17 protein-coding genes are annotated in these 15,292 nt (G+C 45.4%); 11 read left to right on the plus strand and 6 right to left on the minus strand.

What is annotated here, in order from left to right:
- Positions 1-2: 2 nt before the first annotated feature.
- The 3 genes from QZ938_RS21335 to QZ938_RS21345 all read right to left on the minus strand — a co-directional run bounded on the left by QZ938_RS21335 (position 3) and on the right by QZ938_RS21345 (position 2,742).
- Positions 3-644 carry an NADPH-dependent F420 reductase gene (locus QZ938_RS21335; RefSeq protein WP_293350571.1) on the minus strand — a complete coding sequence of 214 codons (642 nt, stop codon included), beginning with the start codon at positions 642-644 and terminating at the stop codon, positions 3-5.
- 17 nt (positions 645-661) lie between these two features.
- Positions 662-1,600: a tRNA pseudouridine(55) synthase TruB gene (gene truB / locus QZ938_RS21340; RefSeq protein WP_293350574.1), complete on the minus strand. Its 939-nt coding sequence runs from the start codon at positions 1,598-1,600 to the stop codon at positions 662-664.
- 407 nt (positions 1,601-2,007) lie between these two features.
- A complete protein-coding gene (locus tag QZ938_RS21345) occupies positions 2,008-2,742 on the minus strand; it encodes a calcium-binding protein (protein WP_293350578.1) in 735 nt (244 codons plus the stop codon).
- Between the two features lie 772 nt (positions 2,743-3,514).
- Between QZ938_RS21345 and QZ938_RS21350 the strand changes: the two genes are divergently transcribed.
- The 8 genes from QZ938_RS21350 to QZ938_RS21385 all read left to right on the plus strand — a co-directional run bounded on the left by QZ938_RS21350 (position 3,515) and on the right by QZ938_RS21385 (position 7,808).
- Positions 3,515-4,036 carry a hypothetical protein gene (locus QZ938_RS21350; protein WP_293350581.1) on the plus strand — a complete coding sequence of 174 codons (522 nt, stop codon included), beginning with the start codon at positions 3,515-3,517 and terminating at the stop codon, positions 4,034-4,036.
- A 25-nt stretch (positions 4,037-4,061) separates the two neighbouring features.
- Positions 4,062-4,436 (plus strand): DUF433 domain-containing protein, encoded by a 375-nt coding sequence (locus QZ938_RS21355; protein ID WP_293350584.1) that lies wholly within the window; start codon positions 4,062-4,064, stop codon positions 4,434-4,436.
- A 130-nt stretch (positions 4,437-4,566) separates the two neighbouring features.
- On the plus strand, positions 4,567-4,812 hold the full coding sequence (locus tag QZ938_RS21360; protein WP_293150573.1) for a type II toxin-antitoxin system HicB family antitoxin: 246 nt from the start codon (positions 4,567-4,569) through the stop codon (positions 4,810-4,812).
- Positions 4,813-4,900: 88 nt separating this feature from the next.
- On the plus strand, positions 4,901-5,101 hold the full coding sequence (locus QZ938_RS21365; protein WP_293363103.1) for an addiction module protein: 201 nt from the start codon (positions 4,901-4,903) through the stop codon (positions 5,099-5,101).
- Positions 5,098-5,394 carry a type II toxin-antitoxin system RelE/ParE family toxin gene (locus tag QZ938_RS21370; RefSeq protein ID WP_293332050.1) on the plus strand — a complete coding sequence of 99 codons (297 nt, stop codon included), beginning with the start codon at positions 5,098-5,100 and terminating at the stop codon, positions 5,392-5,394. Before QZ938_RS21365 ends, QZ938_RS21370 begins: the two co-directional genes overlap by 4 nt.
- Before the next feature lie 146 nt (positions 5,395-5,540).
- Positions 5,541-6,524, plus strand: a complete 984-nt coding sequence (locus QZ938_RS21375) for a hypothetical protein (RefSeq protein ID WP_293350587.1) — start codon at positions 5,541-5,543, stop codon at positions 6,522-6,524.
- 225 nt (positions 6,525-6,749) lie between these two features.
- Complete coding sequence (locus QZ938_RS21380) at positions 6,750-7,562, plus strand: pentapeptide repeat-containing protein (protein ID WP_293350590.1); 813 nt, start codon at positions 6,750-6,752, stop codon at positions 7,560-7,562.
- Between the two features lie 63 nt (positions 7,563-7,625).
- Positions 7,626-7,808 (plus strand): hypothetical protein, encoded by a 183-nt coding sequence (locus QZ938_RS21385; protein ID WP_293363105.1) that lies wholly within the window; start codon positions 7,626-7,628, stop codon positions 7,806-7,808.
- 75 nt (positions 7,809-7,883) lie between these two features.
- Here QZ938_RS21385 and QZ938_RS21390 read toward each other — a convergent pair whose 3' ends face one another.
- From QZ938_RS21390 to QZ938_RS21400, 3 genes are all read right to left on the minus strand, one after another.
- Positions 7,884-8,465, minus strand: coding sequence for a Uma2 family endonuclease (locus QZ938_RS21390; RefSeq protein WP_293350596.1), 582 nt, complete (start codon positions 8,463-8,465; stop codon positions 7,884-7,886).
- 274 nt (positions 8,466-8,739) lie between these two features.
- Complete coding sequence (gene psbA, locus QZ938_RS21395) at positions 8,740-9,822, minus strand: photosystem II q(b) protein (protein WP_293350599.1); 1,083 nt, start codon at positions 9,820-9,822, stop codon at positions 8,740-8,742.
- A gap of 174 nt (positions 9,823-9,996) precedes the next feature.
- A complete protein-coding gene (locus QZ938_RS21400; RefSeq protein WP_293350602.1) occupies positions 9,997-11,748 on the minus strand; it encodes an alpha/beta hydrolase in 1,752 nt (583 codons plus the stop codon).
- Between the two features lie 411 nt (positions 11,749-12,159).
- Between QZ938_RS21400 and QZ938_RS21405 the strand changes: the two genes are divergently transcribed.
- The 3 genes from QZ938_RS21405 to iscB all read left to right on the plus strand — a co-directional run bounded on the left by QZ938_RS21405 (position 12,160) and on the right by iscB (position 15,228).
- On the plus strand, positions 12,160-13,146 hold the full coding sequence (locus QZ938_RS21405; RefSeq protein WP_293350605.1) for an Npun_R2479 family HD domain-containing metalloprotein: 987 nt from the start codon (positions 12,160-12,162) through the stop codon (positions 13,144-13,146).
- A gap of 293 nt (positions 13,147-13,439) precedes the next feature.
- Complete coding sequence (locus QZ938_RS21410; RefSeq protein ID WP_293158378.1) at positions 13,440-13,724, plus strand: VWA domain-containing protein; 285 nt, start codon at positions 13,440-13,442, stop codon at positions 13,722-13,724.
- Between the two features lie 232 nt (positions 13,725-13,956).
- Positions 13,957-15,228: an RNA-guided endonuclease IscB gene (gene iscB / locus QZ938_RS21415; RefSeq protein WP_293350608.1), complete on the plus strand. Its 1,272-nt coding sequence runs from the start codon at positions 13,957-13,959 to the stop codon at positions 15,226-15,228.
- The last annotated feature ends 64 nt before the right edge of the window (positions 15,229-15,292 follow it).

Consider the following 15,292-nt stretch of genomic DNA (forward strand, 5'->3'; position numbering starts at 1 on the left):
CCTCAGCGCTTAATTAAATTAATCGCAAAATCTTGTCCCATACCGCTGAAAGCTAGGTTAATCCACAGCATTCCCAAAGGTTCCAACAATCTAGCTTGTTGGAGTGTCCCTGCATCTACAACTTCAAATCCGATATCTTTCGCAAGATTGGTGACAATTTTCTTCGCCTCTACATCGTCTCCGCAAATAAAAGCAGTTGCTGTTTGCGAACCGAACTGCAAGTTCTCAAAACAGCTTGCGCCAATGTTGTTAAACGCTTTTACAACTTGCGATCCGATCGCCCATTTGGCAATTTCTTCGGCTGCCGAGGTAGTGTATCCGATTGTCAGTCCAGCAGCAAGTCCAGCGGGTGTCATCTCGATCGGGTTAGTGGCGTCAATTATAATTTTGCCAGTCAAATCTCCCGCAGCGGCGATCGCCTCTTGCGTGCCATTCCAAGGCGTAGCTAAGATCAAAACTTGACCGTGACTTGCAGCTTCCCCAACGCTAGCTGCTCGCGCATTTCCTCCTGTCGCTTCCACCGCCGACTGCACTTTTGCACTCTGGGGGTCTCTAACGCCAAATACAATGGAGTGACCTTTTTGAGTTAAAATGCGTCCCAGAGTTCCGCCAACATTTCCAGCACCAATTATACCTATTTTCATTTTCACCTCTTGGATACCTAAAAGACAATTTGAGGAGACAATATGGTAGTTGTATCTGAGTTTGCTACCTGACCGATACCTAAAAAATTACCATCTCGATCGTAAACTTGCAAGGGATAGGGAGGTTCGGGTATTAAGTTTTCAGGGGGATTGTTGCTACTTTTCTCGGCTTCTATCGTCGTTTCGGGAATCGGGAGGCGCTGTCCTTGAAACCAGCGTTTGGTATATTCAGGAGAAAGGACGATCGCACCTAAGTGTCTCAAAACCGCCGATGGCAAAATCGGGCTGAATGTATTCTCCTGCAATTGCACTTCTAATTCTTCAAACGTGAGACTTTGGTCGATCGAGAAACCGCTGCTTTCGGTGCGAGTCAAACCAGCCAAAGTACCGCCTGCATTCAATAGTGCGCCCAAGTCTCTGGCGATCGCCCGAATGTATGTACCGGCCCCGCAGGCGATCGACAAATCCAATTCTGGAAAATCGCCGGGCCGCCAACCCAAGATATCCAGCCGAAACACCTCAACATTCCTAGCCGCAACTTCCACAGTTTCGCCTTTTCTAGCTAACTCATAAAGCCGTTTTCCTCCCACCTGCACTGCACTAAAACTCGGCGGAAATTGCTCGATTTTGCCGATAAAATTCGGCAGTGCAGCTTGCACTTGTTCTAAACTCAACTCCGGGACAGGTTGAGAATTCAGGATTTCTCCTTCTAAATCGTCCGTAGCGGTAGTTAAGCCAAACCGAATCGTACCTCGGTAAGCTTTGTGGTGTTGGAGGAATTGCAGCAGTCTGGTTGCTCTTCCAAGGGCGATCGGCAAAACGCCAGTCACAGCCGGATCGAGGGTTCCTCCGTGTCCCACTCGTTTGAGTTTCAACATTCGGCGCACTCGCCCCACGCAGTCGTGAGATGTCATGCCGGCAGGTTTGTTGAGATTGAGAAAACCGTCAATAGTCATTAGTAAGAAAGAAGGAAGAGGGAAGTTCGGCAACGAGCAGTGTACGGGATATAACGGATGTAATGGAAATCGGTTCGAGGGAAGATGGAACAAGGAACAAGGAACAAGAAATAAGGAAAAAGAAACGTTTTGACATTGCTTTGTTGGTCGCAACGCTTCCGGTTTTCAGTTAAAAAGTTCAACATTGAAAACTTAAAACTAAAAAGTACCCGCAAGCCCAATTACCAATTACCAATTACCAAATTCTCAATCCCCATTACCAGAAATAATTGGTTGAAAGCCTCTCCGTTTTAGGGGGAAATTAAAATCAGACGATTCATTAATGCAATCCTCGGACTTATAAGTAGAGGTTCCTCTCAAACTGTCAACTGTCAACTGTTAACTGTCAACTGTTGAACCATTCCCAATTAAAAAATAAAGTCCGTCCGAGAGATAGTAACTCCCAATACAGTAGCCAGAGTTTCCTTGGTACTTGTAAACTGAACAATTGTACTCGGCACGGTTCCGGGCCCAGCAGAAATGGTGAGTTCGGCAAAAGTGAGGTCAGCTCTCAAGCGAATTTTATCCGTACCAACAGTAAAATCGGTAATCACATCGCCATCTGCCGATCGCCCGATCGAAAAAGTATCATTCCCTGCGCCACCAGTTAAAGTATCTCTGCCGCGATCGCCCGACAAACAATCATCGCCCAGCCCACCAAACAGCGAGTCATCGCCGGCACCGCCAAAAAACGTATCATTGCCCGCGTCGCCCAACAAAGTATCGTTGTCTTGGTTGCCAAACAGCAAATCATTGCCATCATCCCCGCTTAACGAGTCAGCACCTTTCCCCCCGTAGAAAGTATCGTCGCCCGCGCCGCCCAAAACGCTGTCGCGGGCTGCACCGCCGAACAGCAAATCATTACCAGCGTCGCCCTGTATTGAGTCGTCGCCGTCACCGCCGTAGAGGCTATCGTCTCCCCCCAAACCTAAAATGCTGTCAGCGCCTCCCAAACCGAAGATCAAGTCAGCGCCGGCAGTACCGCTGAGGGAGTCAGGGCCGCTGGTGCCATTGCGAGCGGTAGCAGAGCCTCCGGGCCTTGTACCCGGGCTGGTTGGGGTTGGGGTTGTGACTACGATCGTAACTGGTACTGCTGATGGCATGGTTTTGAAGACTTCTAGAAATTTGCCATTCTAACTTAGCGTAAAAGTGTAAGTTACAGAAAGTACCACGAACACCTGGTGTCTTCATGCGGGGAAGTGGTAAAAAATCTGTTAGCAGCCTTGCTTGTTTGAGGATAAATTCAAGTAGCGTTGGCTGGCAAACAATTCTGAATTTAAATTGCATATTTGGAGCGGCGTCTGAGGAACGGCTCACTCCTGGTTTGATTATTTCTTGATGTCTAATTTCAGTGCCGAGCGAGCCGATCGCCTTTGACGAAATAAATCTGCCCATCAATAGTTACGATCGTATAGTTTGGCAGTTGGTTCAATACATAAAATTTAGGTATAACCTTCATTCAGTTGACTTAAGAAAAATCTGACTTGCCCAAAATGGCTATATTGCCAGAAAATCGTCAGATGAAATTCATCAAAAGCATTAAGTAAACCGTATTGAAATACAATCCACTCCATCAAGAGAAGAGTTTTGAACCGTATTGGGGCGCTTTTGGCGCAGAGGGAAGAGTATTGCGAGGGTTTTGGATGTCGTAAAAAAACCTTTTATCCCTCCCCTCTCTGTGTTCTCTGTGTTCTCTGCGGTAAAATCTTCTTAATATCTACTTCACCTCTTTATAATCCAAAAATCGTCAGATGAAATTCATCAAAAGCGTTAAGTAAACCCTATTGAGGTATAACCGTAAAATTATTCTTAAAAATTACAGTTATAGTAAAATTAAATATATGCTACAAATAGGCTATAGCTTTTAAGAGATAAATGAGAAGCGCGAAAGAATTATTCCTCACCAGCTTGACCGCTATTACTATGAGTTGGGTTTTCGGGACTCCTATTCAGAGGATACCAGGGGCGATCGCCCAGACAAAGGTTCCGATGAGACTGCAACACGGGGAAGGAACCTATACCCTTACGGTGTCGGAGGCGGACACCACAAAATCTGCCTATGGGGGTCAGTTGCGACTCTATGACGTGCACATCGCTAAGATGTTTGAAGTGACCTATGCTGATTGCCAGGAGATACCCAGGGCTGGCTTTAGAGATTGGGAGTACAGGGCCGGAAATGGCAGAATTAGCATGGGGACATTCAGAATCACCTGTCTGTTGGCGGGAGATATTGCGAAGACTTACGGTTTAGGCAAACCAGAGCGTAGTGCGATCGAATATTCTCAGGAAGAAGCAGGGCCGCCAATATCCAGAACTCGTTCTATCCCAATGTTAGACATTACTGGCAATAAAGTCGATCGCTGGCTGAATTTTGTGCAGAGTTTTCGACCAATTTAAAAATAACTTCGAGGAGGCTATAAAAATGACAACCATATCCAACGAACAAGCAGCGATTATCCGTACAGAAAGAGGACTGTCGATCGCAGGTACGCGCATCACGATCTACGACATCATGGACTATGTAACGGCTCAATATCCGCCCAAGTTTATCAGGGGATTGTTCGATCTGACAGAGGAACAAATTAATGCGGCTTTAGCTTATATTGAGGCAAATCGCGCTGATGTTGAAGCTGAGTATCAAATGGTTCTTAAGGAAGCTGAGGAACTTCGGCTGTATTATGAAGAAAAAAATCGCGATCTGATTGCCCGAATTGCCGCCCTACCACCAAGGCCAGGAACAGAAGCAGCTTGGGAAAAGCTGCGAGCAGCCAAGGCCAAACTTAAGTCTCAGTCATGAATTTTTTGGGCGATCGTAATTTGGAATGAAAAACTCTATTTTTCATCCACTAGCTGAACAAGTATTAATTGATGCTATAACTTATTTATAAAGTCATTAGCTAGAAATCCATAAAGGAGAGTGCTTTAATATGTTAACTAAATACATCCAAGCTGCCATGAAGCAAGCTAAGTATGAAATTTTCCCTGATGATGGGACTTTCTACGGAGAAATTCCTATCTGTGAAGGAGTCTATGCAAATGCTGTAACTCTCGAAGCTTGTCGGGAAGAATTGCAAGAGGTATTGGAAGACTGGATTTTACTTGGTCTCACCATGAATCTTCCTTTACCGATCCTCGATAATATCGACCTTACAATTACCAAAGATGTTGCCTGATGCCACCTTTGATTCCAAAGTATGATAGAATTAGTGTATCATAAAACCCTTAAATATTATGACCATTGAAAATCTTGAAGCTGAGGTTATGGCATTGCCAAGGGATTCTCAAGCAATATTGCTATCGCGACTCCTAAAGCACTTGGGACAAAGTAGTGAAATCGATCCAGAAGTGGCATCTGTCTGGGTCGAAGAAGCCCAAAGGCGCGATCGAGAAATGGATGGCGGCCAAGTCACTGGTATTCCGGCTGAACAAGTGTTTGAGAAGATTCGTGGGCTTCTGCAATGAAAAACGTGATATTTCATCCACTAGCCGAACAAGAATTAATTGATGCCACTGCCTATCACGAAGAACAAAAACCTGGGCTTGGGTTAGAGTTTTTGGGAGAAGTAGAAGACGCAGTAAACTTCCTCATGCTATATCCTGAAGCTGGTTCAAAGGTTAAAAGTTCTGTTCGTCGGGTGATTTTACCAAAGTTCTCCTACTCTCTGCTTTATCGTATTTTAGAAGGCGATCTGATTCGCATTTTAGCGGTTGCACATCACAAGCGTAGAACACAATACTGGGTTGATCGAAAGTAGCAATCTAAAATCAGATGTTAATGAGGTGCGATCGCTATTTGATTACCAATAAATATAGCGTGTGTAACCAAGGAAGAAGCAAAACTTTTTTCTTTAGCTAAACTAAAGCTCTATAATACAACTATCCAATAGTTTTCAAGGGACAAATGAGAGGCACAAAAGAATTATTGCTAACAAGTTTAGGTGCTATTACTTTAAGTTGGGGAGCTGTAACTCCCATTCAGAGGATACCAGAGGCGATCGCTCAAACACAAGTTCCAATGAGATTACAACACGCAGAAGGAACCTATACCCTTACGGTGTCAGAAACCAATACCACAAAATCTGCTTATGGGGGTCAGTTGCGCCTCTATGACGTGCATATTGCCAAGATGTTTGAGGTGACATATTCTGATTGTCAGGAGATACCCAACGCTGGCGGTAGGACTTGGTATTACCGCGCCGGAAATGGTAAAATTGACATGGGGCAATTCAGAATAAATTGTCAGTTGGCTAGCGATATTGCTAACACTTATGGTTTAGGGAAGCCAGAGCGTACTGCGATCGAATATTCTCAGGAGGAGGCTGGGCGGCCAATATCAAGGACTCGTTCTATTCCAATTTTAGATATTACTGGTAATAAAATTCAGCGGTGGACTAATTTTGTGCAAGGGTTTCGCCCTCAGTCTGCTAATTCTGAAGCTGGTAATTCTCAATCGAGTATTTCTTTTCCAGTTCGTGAAATTCTTTCGCACATGGAAGGTAAGACGAGAGTCCCAATTTTTCTACCCAGTCAGCTTCCATTCCCAAAACAAATTTACTTGGAAAGCCGAGTCGAAACGCAGAGCTATAGCGTTGTAATGAGCTCCATACCTAATTGCAGCGGTACGCCGTGCTACATCGGGAGTATCTCAGCAGAAAGAGGTGGACAAGCAGCAACACCAGCGCCTAGAGGATTTAGGGGTGAATTCAAAACTATTCAATTAGCTGGCAGAACACAAGGAGTTTTTTCTAATGGTTGTGGTGCTTACTGCACGGCTTTAGTTGAATGGCAGTATCAAGGTGTTTTGTACCGAGTAACGATGAAGAATGGGCAAGAGAAAATGCTCGTTCAGATAGCCAATTCTGCAATTGAAGCTGGGCCTCGCTAGCTAAAAGTGGAGATAACAGTTAGGGAAACTATACTTTAAAAAAGTAGCGCGCTTGATCGCGCCGTTTCCCTATTTTGCTGTTAGACTAGCAAATATTATATCTGTCTCAATCTCTGTCAAACTCACTGTAGGATAAAGTTTACGATGCTACCTCAAATTACAATCGCTAACAAGTTGATTAGCAAGTTTTTAATTGTCGCATTTTTATGTTTTGGAATCCTCCTAATGCACCCGGCTCAAGTCAGAGCAGAAGGAAGTCCACCTAATGTCACTAAAAAAACTGATTGCTTTTTAGTTTTCGGACAAGGAACTTGTGGCAGTAAAGACTCTACAAGCAATGCAGTAGCCACTGAAACCGAAATCAAACCAGGTGCTAACCTCAGTGGGAAGAATCTACAAGGTGTTAACCTGCATAATGCTGATTTGAGAAGATCCGATTTGAGTGGTGCAAATTTGACTGGCGTAGACTTAACAGGTGCTGACTTGAGTGAAGTCAAAATCAGCAAAGTTAAAAACCCTGGCAACTTAGATTTCCAGGGATTTGACTGGAGTAAAATTAGATTGAGTAAGGAAGATTCCATCAAAATATTGACAGTTAACTTGAGCAAGCAAGATTTAGTCAATTTCATCAAAGCTGACCCTAGTAACTTGGATTTCAGCGGGTTAGACTGGAATAAAGTTAACTTAAGCCAGCAAGATGTACAGAAGCTAGTCAACTCTAAGCTAAATCAGCATGATTTAATTAACTTAATCAAAAGCGATCCTAATCAGGTAAATCTTAGTAAGGACGAATTACTAGGGTTAATTCAGCTACATCTAAATAACAGCGCTTTATGGCGAAGTTCCACGCTAAATAGCCAAGACTTACTAAATTTACTAGCAAACAAGTTGAGTGCAGTAGACTTAAGTGGGGTTGACTTACAAAAAGCCAACTTTACTGGTAGCAACTTACAGCAAGCTAACCTGAGTGGTGCAGACTTGAGACAAGCAAATCTAAATGGGGCAAAAATGCCTGATGGCACTCTCTATCGACGTTAGTTTTACTTGGTAGAGTGTGTCACCTGCTCAAATGTATCTGTTCGATCGCAAATTCCTATAAAGGTGATGTACTCTACTAATACTGGTTATTCTTTACAATCAACCGATCGCAAATTATCCCGATCGCAATTCTGGCAAGCCATACAATCCTTAACCCGACGCAGCTTAGTGGAAAAAGTGTTAGTAGGAGGGCGATCGCAATTTCAGATTAATCCTGTATTTAAAGAATATATTCAATCCAAGTAACATTCCACCCATTTATTTCTTAGTCTGCGGAGGCAGACTTTGTTTTTGTAGACGCGGTTTCAACCGCCGGGTTTGTTAAATCATCGATCGCATAAAAGCATTCACCGCATCATATTGATCCGCCATCCGCGAATAAAACTCGATCGATCGCAAATCCAACTCCGGTAACAGTTCGCTCTTACTAACCAACTCATACCCCGTAGAGCGCAAACAATAAACCGAAATTACACCATCCTCCCAAAACCAAACCTCCCGCACTCCTATCCGACGATAGATTTCCAGCGTATCAATTCCACCACTTGTCACCGTCACTTCAATTGCCAAATCAGGAACTGACTTGCGCGTACCCAAACAATAAGACTCATCTGGTTCTTTCCGTGCACCCAACTCCTTCATCCCGATAGTTGTACTACCACGGGCGTAGAAACGAATGTCCTTCGTCCGCATATAAACTTCTAAAACCTGACCTAAAGTTTTTTTAGGTTCTTCATGAGCATCAGATAAAGGAGCCATAATTTCTAAACACCCATCCAAATAAGTTAAACGCGCCCCAGTTCCCGCCAAATCTGCATCCAACTTTTCCAGAGTCTCCCACGTCACGTTTGACAGGAAAGCCGCACCTGTACCCAATCCTGCTTTAGAAATTGCGACAACCATTTGACTTACCTTTTACGATCGCTTTCATAAATCAATACACTAACAGGACTTACGAACGAGGCAAAAAACCCGGTTTCTGCCTCAACATTAATTCCTGTAGGGGCGGGTTCGCCAAAATCCTTACTAAAAACGAAAAATCCTATAAACCCGCCCCGGCCTTGAATCGAGGTCAATTTACCAGACACGATCTAAATCATATCGCTAAAAAATATATTTTCCCAAACAAAAAGCGCCCCCCTTGCGGAGAGCGCTTTTTGTAATCTCAGACTAAAACTTAGCCATTGATGGAAGGAGCAACCAAAGCAACTGGAGTGGTTTCGCCAGCAGCCAAGTCGAGAGGGAAGTTGTGAGCGTTGCGCTCGTGCATTACTTCCATACCCAAGTTAGCGCGGTTGATGACATCAGCCCAGGTATTGATTACGCGACCTTGAGAGTCGATAATCGATTGGTTGAAGTTGAAACCGTTCAAGTTGAATGCCATTGTGGAAATACCCAAAGCGGTAAACCAAATGCCAACTACTGGCCATGCACCTAACAAGAAGTGCAAGGAACGGCTGTTGTTGAAGGAAGCGTATTGGAAGATCAAACGACCGAAGTAGCCGTGGGCTGCAACGATGTTGTAGGTTTCTTCTTCTTGACCGAATTTGTAACCGTAGTTTTGTGACTCGGTTTCAGTTGTTTCGCGAACCAAAGAAGAGGTAACTAAAGAACCGTGCATAGCGGAGAACAAGCTACCACCGAAGACACCGGCAACTCCCAACATGTGGAAGGGGTGCATCAGGATGTTGTGCTCGGCTTGGAACACGATCATGAAGTTAAATGTGCCGGAGATACCCAAGGGCATACCGTCGGAGAAGGAACCTTGACCAATTGGGTAGATCAAGAATACTGCGGTAGCTGCTGCTACTGGAGCAGAGTATGCTACGCAGATCCAAGGACGCATACCTAAGCGGTAGGACAATTCCCATTCGCGACCCATGTAGCAAAATACACCGATCAAGAAGTGGAAAATTACCAATTGGTAAGGGCCGCCGTTGTACAACCACTCATCCAAGGAAGCAGCTTCCCAGATTGGGTAGAAGTGCAAGCCAATCGCGTTTGAGGAAGGAACAACAGCACCGGAGATGATGTTGTTACCCAGCATCAAGGAACCAGCAACTGGTTCGCGGATGCCGTCGATGTCCACTGGAGGAGCAGCGATGAAGGCGATGATGTAGCAGATTGTGGCAGTCAGCAAGGTAGGAATCATCAAGACTCCGAACCAACCTACATAAATGCGGTTGTCGGTCGAAGTGACCCAGTTGCAAAACTGCGACCAGATATTAGCGCTTTCGCGCTGCTGTAAGGTTGCTGTCATGTGTTTATGATTGCTATTGGTTTTTCAATGTTCGGATGATGTCTCTATTATTAACGGTCTTGTTAAGCTTTGTAAAGGGGTGTAACGACAGCTTAACTGATGGGAGTCATCAGGAAAGCTGATGAAACGATCGAGAGGGGAAAAAAGAGTGCACCGCTTCGATCGCACTTAACCCTAACGGGGAACAGGAGCTACCGGAGGTGGAGCAACTGGAGAAGGTGGAGCAACTGGAGCGATCGCAGGTGCAGGGCTGCGAGGAGGTGGAGCACTGCTGAACTGTTGCAGTTGCTGCGGGGTGAGCGATCGCAAAATTCTCAGTCCCAGAGTGTTTCGGGAAATGCTCAGGGCGTAGTTTGGCTCTAAATACGGGCGGAACTTTGATTTGTTGTTCAAATAGCTTTCCATGAAGGCTAGGCTAAGTCCGTTGAGGTAGCGGCGGGCTAAGGCGGGTTCGGGCCCGATCGCCTGTGCTGGTGGCAAAAAGACGCTTTGAGGGGATTGGTCGATCGTGGAAAAGTGAGTCCCGTTGTTCATCAGCACCAGATATTTGTTGGGCGATGTCAGCCATGTGAAGGGTTGAATTTGTTCGAGCAAAGCCGGGGCGACGGTATCGGCGGTGCCTGCGATTACCATGATTGGGATTTGGATTTTGCTGAGGTTTGTTTCTCCTAAAATGCTGCTGGCGATCGGGTTGATGGCGATCGCAGCTTTGATGCGCGGATCGCTGAAATTGTACTGGTTGCGCTCTAGGCTGCGGGCGCGGCACTGCAACAGCAGCGAGAGGTTCCAAGTTTCGTTTTCCAGCTTGCAGTCTTTGTCTAGCTGTGCAAAGTTAATCTCGGCTCCCGCTAATGTTAAAGCCGTATAGCCTCCGAAAGATTGGCCGATGACGCCGACTCGCTGCAAGTCTAGCTGTCCTCGGTAGACCGGATTGCTTGTCGAAAGTTTGGTTAAATAATCGAGCAGCTCTTTGATGTCTAGGGGGCGGTTGACAAATTCTGCTGGTTCTGCTACTTCGCTGGCTCTGCCTGTTACTAGGTCTTGGATTTGTTGGGCGTTGCTCCCGGGGTGTTCGGGGACGGCGACGGCAAAGCCGTAGGAGGCTAGGTGTTTGGCTAAATACTCGTAGGAAATGCGATCGGAACCTAAACCGTGAGAAATTACTACGACTGGAGCCGGTTGCGGACTTTTGAGCGGCAGGTAAATGTCGATATCAAAGGTACGATCGCGATTTGGACTCGTCAGAGTTACCGATGATTTTTTCCAATTATAGGGGCCCTTTTCCTGGATCTGTAGCATTTCGGCGGGCGGTATCCCAGACTCCTCGGCTGCTTGTGTTTCCGACAAGTTGGTGACTCCGGCGATCGTCCGATTGGAACGGTTGATCAGCGATGTCAGCTCGTTGGCGATACCCAAGCCGCGTGCAATGTCAATCCTGATGCCGTAAGTGGGGAATTTCCGCAGCACGTTGAGAATTGTCATGCCTTCTGGATCTGAGGCAGCTAAAATTAGGGCTGCTCGGATGGCATAAAATCCGGGCTGCCGAGCTTTGGTTTGAATTACTCGCCCCAAGCGTTCCAGCAGCACTTCTCCTTGAGGCGTGTAGAGGAATTGGGCTATTGTCACGTGGCTGATTTCTGCTTTCGCTTGCAAGCCGTTGCGAATCTCCGCTAGCTGTGATTCTTTGGCGTACTGAGCAAAGCCGTCCAAGTTTGAATCGATTTTGCCTTCTTTGGCAAAGAGTGTCAGGGATTCGATCGGCACTGATACTTCTAGCGGCCCGTAAGTTATATAGATTCGTTCTGCTCCCAAGGCCGGTGCAGCGGTGCAAACAGCCGTGAAGGCAAACAATCCTAGGTATTTTGGGGCGATCGACCGCCGAGCGCGAATGGCCGCAGTAGAGAGACTCCGAAACAGACAGTTCATAACTTTAACACCTAGAACTTCTAATAATTAGTCGGTGAAACGATGTAAATTGTTTCACTAATACTTAATACCAAAAAATCGATCTTTTACTTGGGAAATTAGGTTATCGTGGGAAGTATATCCAAAAGAGCAATTTTCTGACCTAACAAGACTAGCTGAACTTTAAAATTCAACCCCGAGGGGTGAATGGATTTGAGAGTTGAGAGTTGAGATTTGAGATTAACTCGGCAGATGAATCTGGAAGCTGAAACTTGGGTCTAAAATTTGGGAGCATCTAGGACTTAAGCCTGCGCTTGTATCCGTCTTTGGGCGAGGGGTCAAACCTATTCTAATGCCCATTGATTATTGTTTCAGCTATCCCAGATATTTGCGATCGAGTTTGCAACTATAGCCTGAGTGAGAGAATTTATCATGTTCAATGCAACTGCCATCCTGATTGACGCTTTTGTACAAGAGCTACAGGCCGGCTACCGCCGCACCTACGGCAAGTACAAGCCTGACTACCCTGAAATTATCGCCTGGGCGGGGACTATGGCTCTCGAAAACATCGCTAACTGCGATGCTCTTTACCACAATGTGGAACACACAATGCTCGTGGCCTTGGTGGGACAAGAGATTCTCCGGGGCAAGCATATTCGCGAAGGAGGTGTGTCACCGGAAGATTGGCTGCACTACCTGATCTCGCTGCTGTGCCACGATATCGGCTACGTGAAAGGTGTTTGCCGCCAAGACCAAGAATCTGTGGGACTCTATGCTACTGGTATTGATGGAGGCATGGTTTCTGTGGCGATCGGCGCCACTTCTGCTAGTTTAACTCCTTATCATGTCGATCGAGGAAAACTCGTAATAGACGAACGCTTCGGCGGCCACACATTAATTGATGCCGAACAAATCAAGCGCAATATTGAGTTGACACGCTTCCCAGTTCCTGCTAGCGAAACCCATCAAGACAGAAACAACTATTCTGGACTCGCCAGGGCCGCCGATTTGATCGGTCAGTTGAGTGACCCAAATTACCTCCGCAAAATCAGCGCCCTATTCTACGAATTTGAGGAAGTCGGCACTAATAAAATCTTGGGCTACAAATCCCCGGGAGATTTGCGCCAAAATTACGCCAAGTTTTATTGGAACGGAGTTTTCCCATACATTCCAGCAGCTTTGAACTACTTGGAATTGACCCAGGGTGGCAAACAGATTATTGCCAACCTATACGCTAACGTGTTTCAAGTAGAACACGCTGAACCGCTTGCTTTCACCAAGCCGAACTCTCAAGATTCGATCAAATCCCGCGCCAACGGCAACTCGAATGGCGAAAAAGATGGTGATAATCTTCAACCTTCCATGTCCGGGGGGGATAACAACAAGAAGTTTAGCGATTTTTCCGACCTGAATTTGTGAGAGTGTTTTCGCATAATTCATGATTTATCGATGCGAGTCATCATTAGAAAGTTTTAAGATTTTCTACTTGCTGGCTCCTTTTTGTTTGAGCTACAATAAATACTGTTTACTAGATTCGTAATACAAATTAGGTACGTTGTTGGGCTTGGGCCCTCTTTATAATATTCGGAAAGAGGGCCCAAGCCCAACAACGTACCTCATCTGCTTCCTTGCTCTTGTAGGACAAGATTAAGTAAAATGTATTGAGTTATAATAAAATCAAGAAATCGTTGTCCCTTAGGGAAATTCAGGTCATGGCAACCAACAACATTGAAGTCGTTTTTAGCTTTGATACAACTGGCAGTATGTACCCTTGCTTGACGCAAGTTCGTAGGAAAATCAAAGAAACGGTAACAAGATTGCTTGATGAAATTCCTGGCATTCGCATTGGCATTATTGCTCATGGCGACTATTGCGACGCCGGGAGCACCTACGTGACTAAACACCTCGATTTGTCGGGCGATGTCGGCAAGATTTGCAATTTTGTGGAAAATGTCGAACCTACTGGCGGCGGCGATGCTCCAGAATGTTGTCAGTAACTCAGCTCTCTCATAGACTGAGCTTGTAAGAAATTGCAAGCTGTGTTGACCAGCCTAAGTCTTAACTGACTACGTTATTTGGGTCACGACACCAAGCGAATGCTCTCGCTAGTTCCTTGCTCTGTCATCTGCAATTAAACAGTCTTAAAGTCACTGAGACAGTGTTGCAGATCTAACAAGCTCTTATAACATTGGCGAAGCTAACATTACACGCAAGTGGAGGGACACAACAATGTCCAATTTTATTTTCGTACTTGATACAAACAAGAAACCGCTCACACCTTGCAAGCCATCAATGGCTCGTAAGTTATTAACTGCTGGTAAAGCAGCAATCTTCAGAAGATTCCCTTTCACCATTATTCTCAAAAAAGCAGTAACAGCAACCGTCAAATCGATCGCTCTCAAATTAGATCCAGGTTCAAAAACTACAGGCATCGCATTATTGCAGGGTGAGAAAGTGATTTTTGGTGCTGAGTTAACCCATCGCGGTCAAGCTATTAAAGCAAGTCTTGAATCTCGTCGCTCACTGCGTCGAGGAAGGCGAAATCGCCATACTCGTTACCGTCAAGCAAGGTTCTTCAACCGTACCCGCAAAAAAGGTTGGTTAGCGCCATCCTTGCAGCACCGTGTAGAAACAACCCTGACTTGGGTCGATAAATTACGCAGGCTTGCACCTATCGGTTTAATCTTTCAAGAGCTGGTCAGATTTGACCTGCAACAATTACAAAATCCTGAAATCTCAGGCATTGAATACCAGCAAGGCGAACTACAAGGCTACGAAGTTCGGCAATATTTGCTTGACAAATGGAACAGGAAATGCGCTTACTGCGGCACTGAAAATGTAGCTTTGCAGGTTGAGCACATTCATCCCAAAGCCAAAGGTGGAAGCAATCGAATTTCTAATCTTTGCCTTGCTTGCGAGAAATGCAATCTCAAGAAAGGCACTCAAAACATTGAACAATTCTTAGCCAAGAAGCCTGACATTTTGAAGCACATTATTGCACAAGCCAAACGTCCGCTCAAGGACGCTGCTGCCGTGAATTCGACTCGATGGGCGTTGTTCTCTGGACTGAAAGAAACGGGGCTGACTGTTTTAACTGGTTCGGGTGGATTGACTAAGTTCAATAGAGTACGGTTTAATTTACCTAAAACTCATTGGCTTGATGCTGCTTGTGTCGGTCAAGTTGAATCGCTCGAAGTATTAACAAATAAACCACTGCTAATCAAAGCAACTGGATACGGAACTCGTCAAATGTGTCGCACAGACAGGTTTGGCTTTCCATCTCGATACGTTCCTCAAAACAAGTTTGTTAAAGGCTTTCAAACTGGTGACATTGTAAAAGCAGTTGTCACAAGTGGCAAGAAAATAGGTGAATATGTTGGTCGGGTTGCAGTTAGAACGACGGGTTCGTTCAATATCTCAGCATCAGAATTGGTGCAAGGGATTAGCCATAAATACTGCAAAATAGTTCACAGAAAAGATGGCTACAGTTACGCATTTTAAGACTGACGGGGACTGAAGTCCCCCTTATAGCTTCCCTAAGAAGGGCTAAAGCCGCGCTCGTTTC

Source organism: Microcoleus sp. CAWBG27, assembly GCF_020883145.1.
Lineage (GTDB): Bacteria > Cyanobacteriota > Cyanobacteriia > Cyanobacteriales > Microcoleaceae > Microcoleus.

Coding starts and splice junctions, on each gene's coding strand:
- QZ938_RS21370 (WP_293332050.1), top strand. CDS start 5,098: ATGAAAAACGTGATATTTCATCCACTAGCCGAACAAGAATTAATTGAT.
- QZ938_RS21345 (WP_293350578.1), bottom strand. CDS start 2,742: ATGCCATCAGCAGTACCAGTTACGATCGTAGTCACAACCCCAACCCCA.
- QZ938_RS21350 (WP_293350581.1), top strand. CDS start 3,515: ATGAGAAGCGCGAAAGAATTATTCCTCACCAGCTTGACCGCTATTACT.
- iscB (WP_293350608.1), top strand. CDS start 13,957: ATGTCCAATTTTATTTTCGTACTTGATACAAACAAGAAACCGCTCACA.
- QZ938_RS21410 (WP_293158378.1), top strand. CDS start 13,440: ATGGCAACCAACAACATTGAAGTCGTTTTTAGCTTTGATACAACTGGC.
- QZ938_RS21405 (WP_293350605.1), top strand. CDS start 12,160: ATGTTCAATGCAACTGCCATCCTGATTGACGCTTTTGTACAAGAGCTA.
- QZ938_RS21380 (WP_293350590.1), top strand. CDS start 6,750: ATGCACCCGGCTCAAGTCAGAGCAGAAGGAAGTCCACCTAATGTCACT.
- psbA (WP_293350599.1), bottom strand. CDS start 9,822: ATGACAGCAACCTTACAGCAGCGCGAAAGCGCTAATATCTGGTCGCAG.
- truB (WP_293350574.1), bottom strand. CDS start 1,600: ATGACTATTGACGGTTTTCTCAATCTCAACAAACCTGCCGGCATGACA.
- QZ938_RS21375 (WP_293350587.1), top strand. CDS start 5,541: ATGAGAGGCACAAAAGAATTATTGCTAACAAGTTTAGGTGCTATTACT.
- QZ938_RS21365 (WP_293363103.1), top strand. CDS start 4,901: ATGGCATTGCCAAGGGATTCTCAAGCAATATTGCTATCGCGACTCCTA.
- QZ938_RS21360 (WP_293150573.1), top strand. CDS start 4,567: ATGTTAACTAAATACATCCAAGCTGCCATGAAGCAAGCTAAGTATGAA.
- QZ938_RS21355 (WP_293350584.1), top strand. CDS start 4,062: ATGACAACCATATCCAACGAACAAGCAGCGATTATCCGTACAGAAAGA.
- QZ938_RS21390 (WP_293350596.1), bottom strand. CDS start 8,465: ATGGTTGTCGCAATTTCTAAAGCAGGATTGGGTACAGGTGCGGCTTTC.
- QZ938_RS21335 (WP_293350571.1), bottom strand. CDS start 644: ATGAAAATAGGTATAATTGGTGCTGGAAATGTTGGCGGAACTCTGGGA.
- QZ938_RS21400 (WP_293350602.1), bottom strand. CDS start 11,748: ATGAACTGTCTGTTTCGGAGTCTCTCTACTGCGGCCATTCGCGCTCGG.